We start from the raw sequence: 19601 nt of genomic DNA on the forward strand, positions 1-19601 counted from the left end.
AGCAAGCTCGCTCCTACAGTGGTGGGTGGATCAATACAAATCTACCGGGTCTACATCCAACGACCATCGCACCTGCCGACCGCTGGGCAGTTGCTCCAGCTCAAGCATCCAGCGACTTAATAGCCGATGCAGCGGCGCGCGGGAGGTTGCCTGCAAGAGTAGCTGAGCGCGATAACGTCCGGCGCGCCGCTCCATGGGCGCTGGCACCGGGCCGAGTAGTTCGATGCCACTGAGGGCCAGTTCGCCCAGTAAACGTTCGGCGGCGCTGCAGGCCTCATCAAGAAAGCCTTCGGCCTGCCCGGGTTTGTGGGCTTCGGCGCGCAGCAGCGCCAGGTGCGCAAAAGGCGGCAGACCGGCGGCGCGGCGTTCGCTCAAGGCCTGTTCGGCGAAGGCAAAGTAGCCTTGCTCCGTCAGCTGAATCAGCAGCGGGTGGTCGGCCAGGTGCGTCTGGATAATCACCCTGCCTGGCTCTTCGGCCCGCCCGGCGCGCCCCGCCACCTGCACGATCAGCTGCGCCATGCGTTCGCTGGCGCGAAAATCCCCGGAGAACAGTCCACCATCGGCATCCAGGATCGACACCAGGGTCACCCGTGGGAAGTGATGCCCTTTGGCGAGCATTTGCGTGCCCACCAGAATGCACGGTTGGCCCTTGTGGATAGTGGCGAACAGTTGGTTCATGGCGTCTTTGCGCGATGTGCTGTCGCGGTCGACCCGCAGCACCGGGTAATCCGGGAACAGAATGCCCAGGCGTTCTTCGGCACGCTCGGTGCCGGCGCCCACCGGGCGCAGGTCCACCTTGCCGCATTGCGGGCAATGGCGCGGTACCCGTTCCACATGGCCGCAGTGATGGCAGCGCAACTCGCCGTGGCGCTGGTGCACGGTCATGCGCGCATCGCAGCGCTCGCACCCGGACATCCAGCCGCAGTCATGGCACAGCAGCGTCGGGGCAAAGCCGCGGCGGTTGAGAAACACCAATACCTGCTGGCCGGCGGCCAGGGTCTGGCCGATAGCCTGTTGCATCGGGCCGGAAATGCCGCTGTCCAGCGGACGGCTTTTCACGTCCAGGCGCAGGAAACGCGGTTGTTTGGCGCCGCCAGCGCGCTCGTTCAAGCGCAGCAGCCCGTAACGGCCGGTGTAGGCGTTATGCAGGCTTTCCAGGGAAGGCGTGGCCGAGCCCAGCACAATCGGGATGTCTTCCTGGCGGGCGCGCACCAGCGCGAGGTCGCGGGCGTGGTAGCGCAAACCTTCCTGCTGTTTATAGGAGCCATCGTGCTCCTCGTCGACGATGATCAGCCCGGGGTTTTTCATCGGCGTGAACAGCGCCGAGCGAGTGCCGATAATAATGTCGGCCTCGCCGTCCCGCGCCGCCAGCCACGACTCCAGGCGTTCACGGTCATTGACCGCTGAGTGCACCAAGGCGATCCGGGCATTGAAGCGTTGCTCGAAACGCGCCACGGTCTGCGGGCCCAGGTTGATTTCGGGGATCAGTACCAGTGCCTGCTTGCCCGCCTGAAGGGTTTCGCGGATCAGCTGCAAATAGACTTCGGTCTTGCCGCTGCCGGTGACGCCGGCCAGCAGGAAGGCGTGGAAACTGTCGAAACCGGCGCGAATCGCCTCATACGCGGCGCGTTGCTCGGGGTTCAGCGGTAACTCCGGCTGGGCCAGCCAGTGTTCGTGGCGCGGGTCCGGGGCGTGCTTGCGGATGTCCACCTGCACCAGGCCCTTGGCCAGCAGCAGGTCGAGGCTGTCTTTGCTCAGCATCAGCTTGCTTAATAGCTGATGGGCCACGCCGTGTGGATGCTGCGCCAAGGTGGTCAGGGCCTCACGCTGGCGCGGGGCGCGGGCGATGCGCGGGTCGTCGAGGCGTGCGCCGGGTACCATCGACCAGAAACGCTCCTGGCGCGCTTCGGCAAGTTCCCCTTGGCGCAGCAGCACAGGCAGCGCCCAGCTCAAGGTATCGCCCAGGCTGTGTTGGTAATACTGCGCGGTCCACAGGCACAGCTTGAACAGCGCGGGCGGCAGCGGCGGTGTGGCGTCGAGCAGGGCAATTGCCGGCTTGAGCTTTTCGGCAGGCACTTCGCTGTGATCGGTGACTTCCACCAGAATGCCGATCATTTCCCGGCGCCCGAACGGCACGCGCACGCGCATGCCCGGTTGCAACTGAGCACGCGACACGCCGGGCGGGGCCCGGTAATCGAACAGGCGGCGCAGGGGCGAGGGCAGGGCTAGGCGCAAAATGGCGTCGGGCACGCGGGGCATCTCATATAAGGCAGGCAGTGGTGCAGGGGCGCGAGCCTAGCAGAGCGGGGAGGGCTTGGGTATGCCACGGTTTTCTGATGAAAGGAGGTTTTCGACCATTACCGCCGCTTGCGCGTTTAAAAAGGTCTGGTAGAATCCGCGGCCTAATTACGTGCGGTATTCGACAATAGTGTCGAGTGGCGGCACGCTAGCCCGAGGAAGTGCCATGAAAGCCGATATCCATCCAGCGTACGAAACCATCGAAGTTACCTGCAGCTGCGGCAACAAGTTCGAAACCCGTTCGAACCTGTGCAAGCCACTGGGTACTGACGTATGCAACGAGTGCCACCCGTTCTACACCGGTAAGCAGAAAACTCTGGACACCGGCGGCCGCGTACAGCGCTTCGCAGATCGCTTTGGTGCTTTCGGCAAGAAGCCTGCTACTCCAGCAGAGTAAGGTTCAAGAGCCTTATGGGCTTTTACCCGCTGTTGAAAAAGGCGTCCCTTGTGGGCGCCTTTTTTGTGCCTGGGATTTGGCTGGCGACCGCTCAGGCTGCGGTATTCTGCCCAGCGCCAGCGTCCATGGCGCGGGTAGAGGTGCAGCGCGTGGTAGATGGCGACACGGTGCGCCTCAAGGACGGTCGCAGCGTACGCATGATCGGCCTCAACGCGCCGGAAACCGGCAAGAAGGGCCGGCCAGACGAGCCATTTGCCGTCGCCGCGCGCCAGCGTCTACAGGCGTTGGTGCAGGCCAGTAATGGGCGTGTCGGCCTGGTGCCGGGGCGCGAAGGCAAAGATCATTACGGGCGCACCCTGGCTCATCTCTACGGCGCCAATGGCGAGAACCTGGAGGCGCAACTGCTGGCCGAGGGCCTGGGGTACCAAGTGGGCGTGGCGCCGAATGTCGACCTGGTTGCCTGCCAGCAGGCGGCCGAAAACAGCGCCCGCCAGGCACGGCTCGGCCTGTGGCGCCAATCCCCGGTGCAAAGCGTGGCGAATCTCAAGCGCTCCGGGTTTGCGCTGGTGGCTGGTCGGGTCAGCAAGGTCGAGCGCAATCGTGGCGGAATCTGGATTGAAATGCAGGGTTCACTGGTATTGCGCATTGCGCCCGAGCTGATCAGCCAGTTCGATACGGACCTGCTCAATAGTCTGCAAGGCCGCACCGTTGAGGCGCGTGGCTGGGTGCAGGATCGGGCCCGCCGTGGCGGTCTGAAAAAAGGCCAATCACGCTGGCTGCTGCCAATAACCGATCCCGGCATGCTGAAATCGATGCTTTGAATAAAAAACTGTAGACATTTTTTATTTCGATTGTGAACAGTTTAGCCCTTGTATCCCGTGGCTCTTGGCCAAAAGTCGTAGCCCAGGGCCCTTGACACCTGTGACTGCCCAGTCTTGTAGGGACTTTACGACACGCGTATCCTCGGCGGTCCGTCGACCAACAGTAAAAGCGGAATGCCGATATGTCTGATTTGAAAACTGCCGCTCTCGAATACCATGCCAATCCTCGTCCAGGAAAGCTGAGTGTAGAGCTCACCAAAGCCACTGCCACTGCCCGCGACCTGTCGCTGGCCTACAGCCCTGGTGTTGCCGAACCCGTACGTGAAATCGCCCGTGATCCAGAGCTGGCGTACAAGTACACCGGCAAAGGCAACCTGGTTGCAGTGATTTCCGATGGCACCGCGATTCTGGGCCTGGGTAACCTCGGCCCGTTGGCTTCCAAGCCAGTCATGGAAGGCAAGGGCGTGCTGTTCAAGCGCTTTGCCGGCATCGACGTTTTCGACATCGAAGTCGATTCCGAAAGCCCGCAGGCTTTCATCGACACCGTCAAGCGTATTTCCATCACATTCGGTGGCATCAACCTGGAAGACATCAAGGCACCTGAGTGCTTCGAGATCGAAAAGGCCCTGATCGAGCAGTGCGACATTCCGGTATTCCACGATGACCAGCACGGCACTGCGATCGTTACCGCAGCCGGCATGATCAACGCCCTGGAAATTGCTGGCAAAACCCTGGGCGAGGCGAAAATCGTCTGCCTGGGCGCCGGTGCCGCGGCCATTTCCTGCATGAAGTTGATCATCAGCATGGGCGCCAAGCTGGAAAACATCTACATGGTCGACAGCAAGGGCGTGATTCAGTCCGAGCGTACCGACCTGAACCAGTACAAGGCGATGTTTGCCCATCCGTCCTCCAAGCGCACCCTGGCTGACGCCCTCGACGGTGCCGACGTGTTCGTTGGCCTGTCCGGCCCGAACCTGCTGAGCGCGGAAGGCCTCAAATCCATGGCGCCGAACCCTATCGTGTTCGCCTGCTCCAACCCGGATCCGGAAATCTCTCCTGAGCTGGCCCACGCCACTCGCAGCGACGTGATCATGGCCACCGGCCGTTCGGACTACCCGAACCAGGTCAACAACGTATTGGGCTTCCCGTTCATCTTCCGTGGCGCCCTGGACGTTCGCGCCAAGCGCATCAACGAAGAGATGAAAGTGGCTGCCGCCAACGCCCTGCGTGAACTGGCCAAGCTGCCGGTACCTCAGGACGTGTGCGACGCCTACGGTGGCGCCAAGCTGGAATTTGGTCGTGAGTACATCATTCCAAAGCCAATGGACAAGCGCCTGATCACCCTGATCTCCGATGCCGTGGCCAAGGCCGCTATCGAGACTGGCGTGGCTACTCTGCCGTATCCGAAGCACTACCCGCTGCAAAGCGTGGATGATGTGTTCAACGGCTAAGCCGTTGTAGCGCACTCACAAAAAAGCCCCGACTGAATGATCAGTCGGGGCTTTTTTGTGGCTGGCGATTCACTCGAGTCTTGTGCGGATCCAAGTGTGGGAGCGGGCTTGCTCGCGAATGCGGAGTGTCATGCAATAAATCCAGCGACTGATACACCGCATTCGCGAGCAAGCCCGCTCCCACATTAGGTCTGTGCCAGGCCGCAGATCCCGTCAGAACAAATCGATCGGCGCGCCTTCATCCGCCGGCAGCGGGCTGCCCGGCGCCACGCCATTACCCAGTTCGTTGACCGACGGCGGTGTGTCTTCGCTCTTGAACAGCTCGAAGTACGCATTCGGCGTGCTCGGTGAAGCTGCACGGCCACTGATCGGGTCGATGCGCAGGCTGAGGATGCCTTCTGGCTCTGGCTGGGTGTGCAGCGGCTTGTCCTTGAGCGCTGCGCCCATGTAGCTCATCCAGATCGGCAGGGCGACGGTGCCACCAAACTCGCGGCGGCCCAGGCTTTCAGGCTGGTCATAGCCGGTCCACACGGTGGTCACGTAGTCGCCGTTGTAGCCGGAGAACCAGGCGTCCTTGGACTCGTTGGTGGTACCGGTCTTGCCAGCGATATCCGCACGGCCCAGGGCCAGTGCGCGGCGGCCGGTGCCCTTCTTGATCACGTCTTGCAGGATGCTGTTGAGGATGTAGGTAGTACGGCCATCCACGATGCGCTCGGCAACCGCTGGCGCTTGAGGTTCTGTCGGTGCGCTGGCGTTTGCAGCCGATGGCGTGCCTGGCGTCGGCTCGATGGTAATACCGCCGTTGTCCGGTGCCGCCAGACCGTCGGTTGCGACCACGCCATTGACCACATCGCCGGGTACCCGTGGCGGGTTGGCGGTGAACAGGGTGTCGCCATTGCGGCTTTCGATCTTGTCGATCAGGTACGGCGCGATCTTGTAGCCGCCGTTGGCAAAGGTGCTCCAGCCGGTGGCGATTTCCATCGGCGTGAGGGTCGCGGTACCCAGGGCCAGGGACAGGTTCGGCGGCAGGTCCGACTTGGCGAAGCCAAAGCGCGTCATGTAGTCGATGGTCTTGCCTACGCCCATCGCCTGCAACAGGCGGATCGACACCAGGTTGCGCGACTTGTACAGCGCCTCGCGGATGCGGATCGGGCCAAGGAAGGTGTTGGTGTCGTTCTTCGGGCGCCAGACCTTGTCCAGGTATTCATCGACAAACACGATTGGTGCATCGTTGACCAGGCTGGCGGCGGTGTAGCCGTTGTCCAGCGCGGCACTATAGACAAACGGCTTGAAGCTGGAGCCTGGCTGGCGCTTGGCCTGGGTAGCGCGGTTGTAGTTGCTCTGCTCGAAGGCAAAGCCGCCGACCAGTGCGCGGATCGCACCGTTCTGCGGGTCCAGGGACACCAGGGCGCCCTGGGCGAGCGGCACCTGGCTGAATTTGAGGCTGTCATCCTTCTGGCGTTGCACGCGGATCAAATCACCCACCTGGACCACGTCGGATGGCTGCTTGGGCATCGGGCCCATGCTGTTGGTGTTCAGGAACGGACGTGCCCACTTCATGCTGTCCCAAGCTACGTGGGCTTCGCCAGAGCGGGTCAGCACTTGGATACCCTCTTTCGATACCTGGGTAACGATGGCCGGGTCCAGGCCGCTGATCGAACGCTGTTTGCCCAATTCGGTGGTCCAGGCACTCAGGGTCTTGCCCGGCAGGCGCGACTCGGGACCGCGGTAGCCGTGACGCTGGTCATAAGTGATCAGGCCTTCATGTACCGAGTGGTTGGCGATTTCCTGCAAGTTGCTCGGCACCGTCGTGGTGACGCGGAAGCCTTCGGTGTAGGCCTCGCTGCCATAACGGCCAACCATCTCGGCGCGGGCCATTTCGGCGATATAGGGTGCATTCACTTCCGGTGTCGGCACGTGATAGCTGGCGTTCAGTGGCTCGGCCACGGCACTTTCATACGCGGCCTGGTCGATCTTGCCCAGCTTGTACATGCGCCCCAGGATCCAGTCACGGCGTTCTTTGCTGCGCGCCGGGTTGGCCAGCGGGTTGAAGCGCGACGGTGCCTTGGGTAGGCCGGCAATCATGGCCATCTGCGCCAGGCTGGCGTCACGAATCGACTTGCCGTAGTAGACCTGGGACGCGGCCTCGATGCCGTAGGCGCGGTTACCCAGATAGATCTTGTTGACGTACAGCTCGAGGATTTCATCCTTGGTCAGCTGGCGTTCGATCTGCAGCGCCAGCAGGATTTCGGTGGCCTTGCGGGAAAAGCTGCGCTCGCTGGTGAGGAAGAAGTTCTTCGCCACCTGCATGGTGATGGTGCTGCCGCCCGATTGAATGTGTCCGCTTTTTACCAATTGCGTGGCTGCACGCACCAGGCTGCTGGGGTCTACGCCGTAGTGGTTGGCGAAATTGTCGTCTTCGGCAGACAGCAAGGCGCTGATGAAATTGGGTGGAATGTCGGCGAAACGGATCGGTGTGCGGCGCATTTCGCCGAACTCCGCGATCAGTTTTTCATCGCTGCTGTAGACCCGCAAAGGAATCTGCAACTGGATACTTCTGAGGGCCTCTACGGAGGGCAAACCCGGACTAAGGTAGAGGTAGGCCCCGCTGAATACGAGCAGCAGCCCGCAGACGATGGCGACAATGGAGTACCCGAAAAACTTCAGCAGACGAATCAAGGCTTTTGGATTTCCAGAGAAAAGAAAGAGTTACGCGTCGGGGCATGCATGGCAAACGATGGATCGACCCGGGCAGCAGATAAAAAGCGGGAAAAAACGCTGGGCATTAAAGCATTTTTCGGCTTGGGGCGTCATTCGCGAGCCTTGAACAAGCCGACCGAATGCAAGGTGCCTGGCAGCAATCAGGCGAGATGACAGCCGGTATGACAGGGAAAGTTTTGGGGAGTTTTATGGGAAAGGGATTTTTCAGGCGAAAAGTCGACACGGTGTTGGGGGTCGATATCAATGACAGCGGCATCAAGCTGATCGAGCTGGGCCGTTCATCGGGCGGTTTCAGCGTCCAGGGCTACGTTATGCAAATGCTGCCGCCCCAGGCGGTGGTGGACGGCACCCTGCTGGACCTTGAGGGTGTGGGCCGTGTGCTGCAACAGGCACTGTCGCGCCTGGGTACCTCGGCCCGGTACGCCGCCGTGGCGGTTGCGGGCCCGTCGGTAATTACCCGGCTGACTGACATGGACGCCGGCCTCAGTGATGAGGAAATGGCCTGGAAGATCCAGATGGAAGCCGACCAGTTCATCCCCTATCCATTGGACGAGGTGGCCATCGACTTTCAGGTTCAAGGGCCATCGGCTCAAGGCCCGCAGTGGGTAGAGGTGATGCTGGCGGCGTGCCTGCGTGAGCAGGTCGAAGCGCGCGAGGCGGTTTTGGCCCTGGCGGGGCTGGTGCCGCGGGTGGTCGATGTAGAAGGGTTTGCATTGGAGCGCGCTTGCCTTCAGGATTTTGCCAGCTTCACGCCGGGTCACAGAGTCGATGGTGCACAATGGGCCTTGGATGCCCAAGGGATGGGAGTGGCTTGCGGGCTGGCCCTGAGGAGTTTCGCTGGATGACACGAATCAATCTTTTGCCTTGGCGCCAGGCCCTGGCGGAGCGCAGACGCAAATACCTGTTGGTGCTGTTGCTGGCGTTTGCCTGCGTGGCGCTCGCGGCACTGTGGTTGGCTGATCAAGTGATCGATCAGGCGATAGACCGGCAGGTAAGCCGCAACAGCCGCCTGGAAGAGCACATCGCTACCCAGGACTCGCGGATCAGGACCATCGACGACTTGCAGGAGCGAAGCCAGCAACTGGCCGAACGCATGAAGGTGGTTCAGGACCTGCACGATGCCCGCTCTTCCGGGGCCCGATTGTTCGAGCAATTGGCTCGCGCGGTGCCTGAAGGTGTCCATCTGCATGAGGTGGTTGCGAACGGCGACACCATCAGCATTCGCGGCACGGCTGAAAGCAACCAGGATATCGCCCGTTTGATGCAGCAGCTCAAGCCAACCCACGGTTCCAGTTCGACCCGTCTGCAGCGCGTGCAGGCCGAAGGTGCGCGCGGCGAGAGTGAATTTCAGCTGATGGTGCGCCAGGGAGAATCCAGCGAGGCGCAACCATGAGCCTGCCCAGGCTCGATTTTTCCACGCTCTCTTACAACGCTGCCAAATGGTCCCTGCCGGGCAAGGTGCTGCTTGGCTGTGCGCTGGCCGGCCTGGTGCTGGTGATAGGCGAGGTTTCGCATGGGGGCGCGCAGCGGGAGCGATTGCACGGGCTTGAGGCGCGGGAGCAGGCGCTGCAGCAGCAACTCACAGAAAAGACCGGCCTGGCTGCGAGCCTTGAGCTGCGCACCCAGCAAGTCCGGAGCATGGAAGACAACCTTGCCAGCCTTCTAGGGCAATTGCCCAGCGAGTCCGAAGTACCTGCCGTGCTGGAAGACATCGCCCGGCTGGCGGCTGCCCATGGGGTGTGGGTCGAAGGCATCACTGTGCAGGATGAAGCGCCTCGGCAGCTTTATATCGAACAACCCATGCAGATAAGCGCCTCCGGGGTTTACCACGACCTGGCGACGTTTGTCAGTGCCTTGGGTGGGTTGCCGCGGGTCGTTACCGTGCAGGATGTTGCGCTTGGGCATCAGGGCGCCTTGCTGCGTCTGGACATGCTCGCCAAGACCTATCGCAGCACCCTGAAAAACGGCAAGGCCCGTCAGGTGCTCGACCCAAGGCCGCAATTTGTCTACGAGCCCTCGTCCTTGCGCGACCCCTTCACGCCGCCCGCCTTGCAGGCAGCCCACGTGCCGGGGCGGCCGGCCCTTGCCCCGGATTTCACCCGGCCACGGGGACTGTTGGAGGGTATGCGCCTCGATCAGTTCGAAATGGTCGGCACGTTGTCCCGTGGTGCGCAGGCCTTTGCCTTGCTGCGGGCTGGGGCCAGGGTGTATCGGCTGGCGGTGGGTGATTACCTGGGGCCGGACCATGGCCAGGTCACGGCCATTCAAGACGCTGCTGTCGAGCTGGTCGAGCGGTTTCCCGATGGTCAGGGCGCCTGGCTGGAACGCCCGCGAACCTTTGTGCTGAACGTCAACTCATAACGGAATCAAACAATGAAAAGGACCTTCTCGTCCTTCGGTGTGGCGCTATGGATAGCGTTCACGGCACCGATGGCTGCTGCTGTGCCCAATCGCCTGGACCTTATCCAACTGCCGCCGCCCGACAGTGCCCAGCCGGTCAGCTATACAGGCGCCAAACTGACCCTCAATTTCCAGGACATCGACCTGCGCGCGGTCTTGCAGCAAATTGCCGATGTCGCCGGGCTCAACCTGGTGACCAGCGATGAGGTGCAGGGCTCGATCACCCTGCGGCTCAAGGATGTGCCCTGGGACCAGGCGCTTGACCTGGTTTTGCAAACCAAGGGCTTGGACAAGCGAGTCAAGGCGGGCGTGTTGCTGGTGGCGCCCGCCGATGAATTGGCTGCTCGCGAGCTGTTGATGCTGGAGTCGCGCAAGCAGATGGCCGAGCTGGCGCCCTTGCGTCGGGAGCTGCTGCAGGTCAATTACGCCAAGGCCGCCGACCTGGCCAAGCTGTTTCAGTCGGTGACCGGCTTTGAGGGCGCCACCGATGAGCGCGGTTCGGTGGCAGTGGATGACCGCACCAACAACATCATCGCCTACCAGACTGGCGAGCGGCTCGAAGAGTTGCGGCGCATTGTGGCGCAACTGGATATCCCGGTACGCCAGGTCATGATCGAGGCGCGGATTGTGGAGGCCAATGTCGACTACGACAAAAGCCTGGGTGTGCGCTGGGGTGGGCGGCTCACCCGCGGCAACGGCGGCGTTGGCGGTGTTGCCAAGCCGTTGGCGGAGGGTGCCGAGCCGCCGCAAAACCCACCCAGTTCACCCTTTGTTGACTTGGGGGCGCTGGCCGGAACCTCGGGCCTGGGGATCACCTATATCACCGACAACCTGTTGCTGGACCTTGAGCTGACCGCCATGGAAAAAACCGGCAACGGTGAGATCGTCTCGCAGCCCAAGGTCGTCACCTCCGACAAAGAGACTGCACGCATCCTCAAAGGCACCGAGATTCCTTACCAGGAATCCACCTCCCAGGGCGCGACCTCTGTGTCGTTCAAGGAGGCTTCGCTGTCGCTGGAGGTCACGCCGCAAATCACGCCCGACGACCATGTGATCATGGCTGTCAAGGTCACCAAGGATGAGCCCGACTACCTGAACCGGCTCAATGACGTGCCGCCGATCAAGAAAAACGAGGTCAACGCCAAGGTTCTGGTCAGGGATGGCGAGACCATCGTCATTGGCGGGGTTTTCTCCAATACCCAAAGCAAAGTGGTAGATAAAGTGCCATTTTTGGGCGATGTGCCGTATCTTGGCCGCCTTTTCCGGCGCGATGTGCTGGCGGAGAAAAAATCCGAGCTGCTGGTATTCCTGACTCCGCGTATCATGAATAACCAGGCGATTGCTGTGAGTCGTTGATTCTGTGCGAAATTTGATTCTTGTAGGGCCGATGGGGGCTGGAAAAAGCACCATCGGCCGTTTGCTGGCCAAAGAGCTGCGCCTGCCGTTCAAAGATTCCGACAAGGAAATTGAATTGCGCACGGGTGCCAATATCCCATGGATCTTCGATAAAGAAGGCGAGCTGGGCTTTCGTGACCGCGAGCAGGCGATGATTGCCGAGCTGTGCGGCTGCGATGGCGTGGTATTGGCGACCGGCGGTGGCGCCGTCATGCGCGATGAAAACCGTCGGGCGCTGCATGCCGGTGGTCGGGTGGTGTATCTGCACGCGTCGGTCGAACAGCAGGTGGGCCGGACTGCCCGTGATCGCAATCGCCCGTTGCTGCGCACCGCCGACCCGGCCAAGACCCTGCGGGACCTGCTGGCGCTGCGCGATCCGCTGTATCGGGAAATCGCCGATCTGGTGGTGGAAACCGATGAGCGGCCGCCTCGGATGGTCGTGCTCGACATTCTTGAGCGCCTGCAACGGTTGCCACCCCGTTAAAGCCTGGCCCGAAATGCGCTATTCTCGGCGGCGCGCCATGACCTTGTGAGGTATGGCGTAGAGCCATCAGGCGGTGTCGAGATATCGACAGTGCCGGTCGTCACTCCATCTTCAACGCGGGGACACATGCAGACACTTAAGGTCGATCTAGGCGAGCGCAGCTACCCGATCCACATTGGCGCAGGTCTGTTGGACCAGCCCGAACTGCTTGCGCCGCATATTGCCGGCCGACAGGTGGCGATCATCTCCAACGAAACGGTCGCGCCGCTGTATCTTGAGCGTTTGAGCCGCAGCCTGGCGGCGTACTCGGTGACCTGCGTGGTGTTGCCTGACGGCGAAGCCCACAAAAACTGGGAAACCCTGCAACTGATCTTTGATGGGCTGCTGACCGCGCGCCATGATCGTCGAACCACTGTGGTCGCCCTGGGCGGCGGTGTGATTGGCGACATGGCTGGTTTTGCCGCGGCCTGCTACCAGCGCGGCGTGGATTTTATCCAGGTGCCGACCACCTTGCTGTCCCAGGTCGACTCGTCGGTGGGTGGCAAGACCGGTATCAACCACCCGCTGGGCAAGAACATGGTCGGCGCGTTCTACCAGCCCCAGGCTGTGCTGATCGACACCGCTACCCTCAACACCTTGCCGCCGCGCGAGCTGTCGGCGGGCCTGGCGGAAGTCATCAAGTACGGCCTGATTTGCGATGAGCCGTTCCTGACGTGGCTGGAAGAACACATGGACGCCTTGCGCGCCCTCGATCAGGTAGCCCTGACCGAAGCGATCTCCCGCTCCTGCGCGGCCAAGGCACTGGTAGTCAATGCCGACGAGCGCGAGTCCGGCGTGCGGGCCACGCTGAACCTGGGCCACACCTTCGGCCATGCGATCGAAACGCACATGGGCTATGGTGTGTGGTTGCATGGGGAGGCCGTGGCGGCTGGTACGGTGATGGCACTGGATATGTCGCAGCGCCTGGGCTGGATCAGCGCCCAGGAGCGCGATCGCGGTATCCGCCTGTTCCAGCGTGCCGGTTTGCCGGTCGTTCCGCCCACGGAGATGACCGAGGCGGACTTCCTTGAACATATGGCGATAGACAAGAAAGTGATCGACGGTCGACTTCGACTGGTACTGTTGCGCCATATCGGCGAAGCCGTGGTGACCGACGATTATCCAAAAGAGATTCTACAGGCCACGCTGGGAGCGGATTACCGCGCCCTGGCCCAGCTCAAAGGTTAATAAGACCCGATGACTAGTTTGCATGCCGACGAGGCGTTCCTCGGCCATTATCACTTGAGCCACGACCCCTTCGCTCCACGGGTGCCGGGTTTCAAGTTCTTCCCCGCCCAGCGCAAGCCGGTACTTGGGCAGTTGCATCACCTCGCGCGCTACAGTCAGTTGCTGCTGGTGGTGACCGGCCCTCTGGGCAGCGGCAAGACCTTGCTGCGCCAGGCGCTGGTGGCCAGCACCAATAAACAATCGGTGCAGAGCGTGGTGGTATCGGCCCGCGGTGCCGGTGATGCGGCCGGCGTACTGCGCGAGGTGGCGCAAGCGTTGAGCGTCTCCAGCGCCGAGCCGAACGCGATTCTCAAGCAGGTGGTGCAATTGGGCCTGACCGGCCAGGAAGTCTACCTGCTGGTAGACGACGCCGAGCAGCTCGACGAATCCGCCCTGGAAGCCCTGCTGGCGTTGGCAGCGGGTACGCCGGAAGGTCGCCCGCATGTGTTCCTGTTCGGTGAGTCGTCGTTGATCGCCGATCTGGAGCAGATCAGCGGTGAGCAGGAGCTGTTTCACGTCATCGAGTTGCAGCCGTACGAAGAGGAAGAAACCCGCGAATACCTGGCACAACGTCTTGAAGGCGCAGGGGCGGGTATCGAACTTTTCACCGCTGCGCAGATCTCTGATATTCACGAAAGCTCCGATGGCTGGCCTGGAAACATCAACCAGGTTGCCCGCGATGCCATGATCGAAGCCATGATTGCCAGCCGCTCTGCGGTCAAGCGTCCAAAGATGGGGTTCACTATGCCTAAAAAGCACGTATTGGCTATTTCCGCCGTTGTCGTGGTCGCTGTTGCCGCCGCCTGGTTGATCCCGGGCCGCAACAAAGCACCGACAACCACCGGCGCGCCAACCGAACAGGCGCAGTTGCCACTGGGCAAGCCCACGCCAAACGTCGAATTTGCCAACTCCGGCCAACCGACCAACCTACCGATGGTCGGCCAACCTGTGATGCGCGGCCCTCTGGCCGAAGAAGCCGGTGGCATCTCCGAAGGTGACGACGGTGTGCCGGTGGAAGGCTCCAGCGCCACGCCGCCGACCGTGACCACCACCGCACCACCTGCAGGCGTACCGGCCGGTGTGCCAGCGACGCCGGTTGCTCCGGTCGCCAAGCCGGCTCCGACGCCGGCGCCCACCGTTGCTACCGCCAAGCCTGCTCCGGTGACCAAGCCTGTCGCACCAGCGCCAGCCGCCAAACCAGCCCCGGCCGCCAAGCCTGCGGAAAAACCAGCCGCCACCGTTGCCAAGGCCGGCGCTGCTGGCAGCAGCTGGTACAGCAGCCAGCCTACCGGTAACTTTGTGGTGCAGATCCTCGGCACCAGCTCCGAAGCCAACGCCCAGGCGTTCGTCAAAGAGCAGGGCGGCCAGTACCGTTATTTCAAGAAAGTGCTCAACGGCAAGCCTCTCTACGTGATCACCTACGGCAGCTTCCCAAGCCGCGCCGCAGCCGATTCTGCCATCAAGGCCTTGCCAGCGAAGGTTCAGGCTGGTAAACCTTGGCCTCGCACTGTTGCCAGCGTTCAACAAGAACTGGCAGCAACTCGCTGAAGATCCGGCGGCCTTACCCAGGCCGCCCTCCCGGCACCTCAAAAAAATCCGCAAGTGCGTGCAGTCTCCCGAGACCGCGCGCTTTGTGGTGTCTGCGTCACAGTGGCTTTTGAGTCGTAGCGGTCAGAATTAAAAAAGTTTTGACTAGCACAGCATATCGCTTTAAACCTTTCATAAATGCGACATAGATTTGCGACATGTCGTCGCTAAATTTGTGAGCGTCTGTGTCGGTGTGTACAATGACCTCCCTTTTGCCCCCGCTAAGCCGGCGTACGTTCGGCGTGGAAGGTAACCGGTTGAATTGAAAAGAAATTTGTCTCGATATAAGAGGCAGCCTGGTGAGAAAGTGTCTATGAAAGCAGGTCTGTACCAACCCGATGAATTCAAGGATAACTGCGGTTTCGGCCTGATAGCCCACATGCAGGGCGAGCCCAGTCATACCCTTTTGCAAACGGCCATCGAGGCCCTGACCTGCATGACCCACCGCGGTGGGATCAACGCCGACGGCAAGACCGGTGACGGCTGTGGCTTGCTGATTCAAAAGCCCGACCAGTTCCTGCGCGCTGTCGCCAAAGAGCAATTCGCGGTCGAACTGCCCAAGCAGTACGCCGTGGGCATGGTGTTTTTCAACCAGGATCCGGTAAAAGCCGAAGCCGCTCGCGAGAACATGAACCGCGAGATCGCCGCCGCCGGCCTGCAACTCGTCGGCTGGCGCAAAGTGCCCATCGACACCAGCGTACTCGGCCGCCTGGCCCTGGAGCGCCTGCCGCAGATTGAACAAGTGTTCATCGCAGGCGATGGCCTGAGCGACCAGGACATGGCGATCAAGCTGTTCACGTCCCGTCGTCGTTCGTCGGTGCTCAACGCCGCCGACACCGACCACTACATCTGCAGCTTTTCCCACAAGACCATCATTTATAAAGGCCTGATGATGCCGGCGGACCTCACCGCCTTCTATCCAGACCTGAGCGATGAGCGCCTGCAAACCGCAATCTGCGTGTTCCACCAGCGCTTCTCCACCAATACCCTGCCGAAATGGCCGCTGGCCCAGCCATTCCGCTTCCTCGCCCACAACGGCGAGATCAACACCATCACCGGCAACCGCAACTGGGCTGTGGCCCGTCGCACCAAGTTCGCCAACGATTTGATGGACCTCGAAGAGCTCGGCCCGCTGGTCAATCGCGTGGGTTCCGACTCCTCCAGCATGGACAACATGCTCGAACTGATGGTCACCGGCGGCATCGACCTGTTCCGTGGCGTGCGCATGATCATTCCGCCAGCGTGGCAGAACGTCGAGACCATGGACCCGGACCTGCGTGCGTTCTACGAGTACAACTCGATGCACATGGAACCGTGGGACGGCCCGGCCGGCGTGGTCATGACCGACGGCCGCTACGCGGTGTGCCTGCTCGACCGTAACGGTCTGCGCCCGGCGCGTTGGGTGACCACCACCAACGGTTTCATCACCCTCGCCTCGGAAATCGGCGTGTGGGACTACAAGCCTGAAGACGTGATCGCCAAAGGCCGTGTCGGCCCTGGCCAGATCCTGGCCGTGGACACCGAGACCGGGCAGATCCTCGACACCGACGCTATCGACAACCGCTTGAAGTCCCGTCACCCGTACAAGCAGTGGCTGCGCAAGAACGCCCTGCGTATCCAGGCGACCATGGAAGACAACGACCACGGTTCGGCTTTCTATGACGTCGACCAGCTCAAGCAGTACATGAAGATGTACCAGGTCACGTTCGAAGAGCGCGACCAGGTACTGCGCCCGCTCGGCGAGCAAGGCTACGAGGCCGTCGGCTCCATGGGCGATGACACGCCCATGGCCGTGCTGTCCCAGCGCGTGCGCACGCCGTACGACTATTTCCGCCAGCAGTTCGCCCAGGTGACCAACCCACCGATCGACCCGCTGCGTGAAGCCATCGTGATGTCCCTGGAAGTGTGCCTCGGTGCCGAGCGCAACATCTTCCAGGAATCGCCTGAGCATGCCTCCCGCGTGATCCTCAGCTCGCCGGTCATTTCCCCGGCCAAGTGGCGCTCGCTGATGACCCTGGAGCGTCCGGGCTTCGACCGCCAGATCATCGACCTGAACTACGAGGAGAGCCTGGGCCTTGAAGCCGCTGTGCGCAACGTCGCAGACCAGGCTGAAGAAGCTGTGCGTGCCGGTCGTACCCAGATCGTACTGACCGACCGCCATATCGCGCCTGGCAAGTTGCCGATCCACGCGTCCCTGGCGACCGGTGCGGTGCACCACCGCCTGACCGAAAAAGGCCTGCGCTGCGACTCCAACATCCTCGTGGAGACCGCCACTGCCCGCGACCCGCATCACTTTGCGGTGCTGATCGGTTTCGGCGCTTCGGCGGTGTACCCGTTCCTCGCGTACGAAGTGCTGGGTGACCTGATCCGTACCGGTGAAGTGCTGGGCGACCTCTATGAGGTGTTCAAGAACTACCGCAAGGGCATCACCAAGGGCTTGCTGAAGATTCTGTCGAAGATGGGTATCTCCACGGTCACCTCGTACCGTGGCGCTCAGTTGTTCGAAGCCATCGGTCTGTCCGAAGAAGTCTGCGAGCTGAGTTTCCGTGGCGTACCGAGCCGCATCAAGGGTGCGCGTTTCGTCGACATCGAAGCCGAGCAAAAAGCCCTGGCCGCCGAAGCCTGGAGCGCGCGCAAGCCGATCCAGCAAGGTGGCCTGCTCAAGTTCGTGCACGGTGGCGAATACCATGCCTACAACCCGGACGTGGTCAACACCCTGCAAGCCGCTGTGCAGCAGGGCGACTACGCCAAGTTCAAGGAATACACGAGCCTGGTGGATAACCGCCCGGTGTCGATGATCCGCGACCTGTTCAAAGTGAAGACCCTGGACACGCCGATGGACATCAGCCAGGTCGAGCCGCTGGAGTCGATCCTCAAGCGCTTCGACTCCGCCGGTATTTCCCTGGGCGCCTTGTCGCCGGAAGCTCACGAAGCCCTGGCCGAAGCCATGAACCGCCTGGGCGCGCGTTCCAACTCAGGTGAAGGCGGCGAAGACCCGGCGCGCTACGGCACGCTCAAAAGCTCGAAGATCAAGCAGGTGGCCACCGGCCGTTTTGGCGTGACCCCGGAATACCTGGTCAACGCCGAAGTGCTGCAGATCAAGGTCGCCCAGGGCGCCAAGCCCGGTGAAGGCGGCCAGCTGCCAGGCGGCAAGGTCAACGGCCTGATCGCCAAGCTGCGTTACGCCGTACCGGGCGTGACCCTGATTTCGCCACCGCCGCATCACGACATCTACTCGATTGAAGATTTGTCGCAGCTGATCTTCGACCTGAAACAGGTCAACCCGCAGGCCCTGGTCTCGGTGAAGCTGGTAGCAGAAGCTGGCGTCGGCACCATTGCTGCCGGTGTGGCCAAGGCCTATGCCGACCTGATCACCATCTCCGGCTACGACGGCGGCACCGGCGCTTCGCCGCTGACCTCGATCAAATACGCCGGTGCACCCTGGGAACTCGGCCTGGCCGAAACCCACCAGACCCTGCGCGGCAACGACCTGCGCGGCAAGGTGCGGGTGCAGACCGACGGTGGCCTGAAAACCGGCCTCGACGTGATCAAGGCCGCAATCCTCGGCGCCGAAAGTTTCGGCTTCGGCACTGCGCCCATGATCGCCCTGGGCTGCAAATACCTGCGTATCTGCCATCTGAACAACTGCGCCACCGGCGTGGCGACTCAGAACGAAAAACTGCGCAAGGATCACTACATCGGCACCGTCGACATGGTGGTGAATTTCTTCACCTACGTCGCCGAAGAAACCCGTGAGTGGCTGGCCAAGCTGGGCGTACGTTCGCTGGAAGAGCTGATCGGTCGCACCGACCTGTTGGACATCCTCGAAGGCCAGACCGCCAAGCAACAACATCTGGACCTCACACCGCTGTTGGGCAGCGATCACATCCCGGCAGACAAGCCACAATTCTGCCAAGTGGACCGCAACCCACCGTTCGACAAAGGCCTGTTGGCCGAGAAAATGGTCGAAATGGCCGGCTCCTTGATCAACGACGCCAGCGGTGGCGAATTCGCCCTGGATATCTGCAACTGCGACCGTTCCATCGGCGCACGCATCTCCGGCGAAATCGCGCGCAAGCACGGCAACCAGGGCATGGCGAAAGCGCCGATCACCTTCCGCTTCAAGGGCACTGCGGGCCAGAGCTTCGGCGTGTGGAACGCCGGCGGCCTGCACATGTACCTGGAAGGCGACGCCAACGACTACGTGGGCAAGGGCATGACTGGCGGCAAACTGGTCATCGTTCCGCCGGCTGGCAGCGTGTACAAGACCCAGGACAGTGCCATCATCGGCAACACCTGCCTGTACGGCGCCACCGGTGGCAAGCTGTTTGCCGCAGGTACTGCCGGTGAGCGTTTCGCCGTGCGTAACTCCGGTGCTCACACCGTGGTGGAAGGCACTGGCGATCACTGCTGCGAGTACATGACCGGAGGCTTTGTCGCGGTACTGGGCAAGACCGGTTACAACTTCGGTTCGGGCATGACCGGCGGTTTCGCCTACGTGCTCGACCAGGACAACACCTTCGTCGACAAGGTCAACCACGAGTTGGTCGAGATCCAGCGCATCAGCGGCGAAGCCATGGAGTCCTACCGGAACCACTTGCAGCACGTGCTGGACGAGTACGTCGAGGAAACCGGCAGCGAATGGGGTCGTAACCTCGCCGAAAACCTCGATGATTACCTGCGTCGTTTCTGGCTGGTCAAGCCCAAGGCTGCCAACCTGAAATCGTTGCTTTCCAGCATCCGTGCCAACCCGCAGTGATATGCGCCTGAACAGTTTGATG

12 protein-coding genes and 1 pseudogene are annotated in these 19601 nt (G+C 61.8%); 11 read left to right on the top strand and 2 right to left on the bottom strand.

Translation table 11 applies throughout. The annotated features are described in order from the left end of the window. Nucleotides 1–30 precede the first annotated feature (30 nt). Complete coding sequence (locus BUE92_RS15420; RefSeq protein WP_073525033.1) at nt 31–2250, bottom strand: primosomal protein N'; 2220 nt, start codon at nt 2248–2250, stop codon at nt 31–33. A 214-nt stretch (nt 2251–2464) separates the two neighbouring features. Here BUE92_RS15420 and rpmE point away from each other — a divergent pair, with 214 nt between their 5' ends. The 3 genes from rpmE (at nt 2465) to BUE92_RS15435 (ending at nt 4967) form a co-directional block, all read left to right on the top strand. Then, nucleotides 2465–2695, top strand: coding sequence for a 50S ribosomal protein L31 (gene rpmE / locus BUE92_RS15425; RefSeq protein ID WP_049710411.1), 231 nt, complete (start codon nt 2465–2467; stop codon nt 2693–2695). Between the two features lie 14 nt (nt 2696–2709). After that, on the top strand, nt 2710–3516 hold the full coding sequence (locus BUE92_RS15430; RefSeq protein WP_073524707.1) for a thermonuclease family protein: 807 nt from the start codon (nt 2710–2712) through the stop codon (nt 3514–3516). A 182-nt stretch (nt 3517–3698) separates the two neighbouring features. After that, complete coding sequence (locus tag BUE92_RS15435) at nt 3699–4967, top strand: malic enzyme-like NAD(P)-binding protein (RefSeq protein WP_073524709.1); 1269 nt, start codon at nt 3699–3701, stop codon at nt 4965–4967. Between the two features lie 213 nt (nt 4968–5180). Here the strand turns inward: BUE92_RS15435 and BUE92_RS15440 are convergent, their stop codons facing one another. Beyond that, nucleotides 5181–7643, bottom strand: a complete 2463-nt coding sequence (locus BUE92_RS15440) for a penicillin-binding protein 1A (protein WP_371915190.1) — start codon at nt 7641–7643, stop codon at nt 5181–5183. Nucleotides 7644–7876: 233 nt separating this feature from the next. Between BUE92_RS15440 and pilM the strand changes: the two genes are divergently transcribed. The 8 genes and pseudogenes from pilM to gltB all read left to right on the top strand — a co-directional run bounded on the left by pilM (nt 7877) and on the right by gltB (nt 19579). Beyond that, nucleotides 7877–8533 (top strand): type IV pilus biogenesis protein PilM, encoded by a 657-nt coding sequence (pilM, locus tag BUE92_RS15445; RefSeq protein ID WP_073524715.1) that lies wholly within the window; start codon nt 7877–7879, stop codon nt 8531–8533. Continuing rightward, the gene (locus BUE92_RS15450; RefSeq protein WP_073524717.1) at nt 8530–9081 is read left to right on the top strand and encodes a PilN domain-containing protein; all 552 of its coding nucleotides are present in this window, start codon (nt 8530–8532) and stop codon (nt 9079–9081) included. Before pilM ends, BUE92_RS15450 begins: the two co-directional genes overlap by 4 nt. Next, nucleotides 9078–10049, top strand: coding sequence for a pilus assembly protein PilP (locus BUE92_RS15455; protein ID WP_073524720.1), 972 nt, complete (start codon nt 9078–9080; stop codon nt 10047–10049). Before BUE92_RS15450 ends, BUE92_RS15455 begins: the two co-directional genes overlap by 4 nt. A gap of 138 nt (nt 10050–10187) precedes the next feature. Then, nucleotides 10188–11444 (top strand): annotated as a pseudogene (locus BUE92_RS15460) (type IV pilus secretin PilQ); the annotation flags it as partial. A gap of 4 nt (nt 11445–11448) precedes the next feature. Beyond that, nucleotides 11449–11967 (top strand): shikimate kinase AroK, encoded by a 519-nt coding sequence (gene aroK, locus BUE92_RS15465; protein WP_003187914.1) that lies wholly within the window; start codon nt 11449–11451, stop codon nt 11965–11967. A gap of 126 nt (nt 11968–12093) precedes the next feature. Continuing rightward, entirely contained in the window at nt 12094–13194 is a 1101-nt protein-coding gene (aroB, locus tag BUE92_RS15470; protein WP_073524724.1) for a 3-dehydroquinate synthase, read from the top strand. A gap of 9 nt (nt 13195–13203) precedes the next feature. Further along, nucleotides 13204–14781, top strand: a complete 1578-nt coding sequence (locus BUE92_RS15475; RefSeq protein ID WP_073524726.1) for an SPOR domain-containing protein — start codon at nt 13204–13206, stop codon at nt 14779–14781. 352 nt (nt 14782–15133) lie between these two features. After that, the gene (gene gltB / locus BUE92_RS15485; RefSeq protein WP_073524728.1) at nt 15134–19579 is read left to right on the top strand and encodes a glutamate synthase large subunit; all 4446 of its coding nucleotides are present in this window, start codon (nt 15134–15136) and stop codon (nt 19577–19579) included. Nucleotides 19580–19601 lie beyond the last annotated feature (22 nt).

Source organism: Pseudomonas fluorescens (assembly GCF_001902145.1).
Lineage (GTDB): Bacteria > Pseudomonadota > Gammaproteobacteria > Pseudomonadales > Pseudomonadaceae > Aquipseudomonas > Aquipseudomonas fluorescens_BV.

Coding starts and splice junctions, on each gene's coding strand:
- BUE92_RS15450 (WP_073524717.1), top strand. CDS start 8,530: ATGACACGAATCAATCTTTTGCCTTGGCGCCAGGCCCTGGCGGAGCGC.
- BUE92_RS15455 (WP_073524720.1), top strand. CDS start 9,078: ATGAGCCTGCCCAGGCTCGATTTTTCCACGCTCTCTTACAACGCTGCC.
- gltB (WP_073524728.1), top strand. CDS start 15,134: ATGAAAGCAGGTCTGTACCAACCCGATGAATTCAAGGATAACTGCGGT.
- BUE92_RS15475 (WP_073524726.1), top strand. CDS start 13,204: ATGACTAGTTTGCATGCCGACGAGGCGTTCCTCGGCCATTATCACTTG.
- BUE92_RS15435 (WP_073524709.1), top strand. CDS start 3,699: ATGTCTGATTTGAAAACTGCCGCTCTCGAATACCATGCCAATCCTCGT.
- aroB (WP_073524724.1), top strand. CDS start 12,094: ATGCAGACACTTAAGGTCGATCTAGGCGAGCGCAGCTACCCGATCCAC.
- BUE92_RS15430 (WP_073524707.1), top strand. CDS start 2,710: ATGGGCTTTTACCCGCTGTTGAAAAAGGCGTCCCTTGTGGGCGCCTTT.
- rpmE (WP_049710411.1), top strand. CDS start 2,465: ATGAAAGCCGATATCCATCCAGCGTACGAAACCATCGAAGTTACCTGC.
- pilM (WP_073524715.1), top strand. CDS start 7,877: ATGGGAAAGGGATTTTTCAGGCGAAAAGTCGACACGGTGTTGGGGGTC.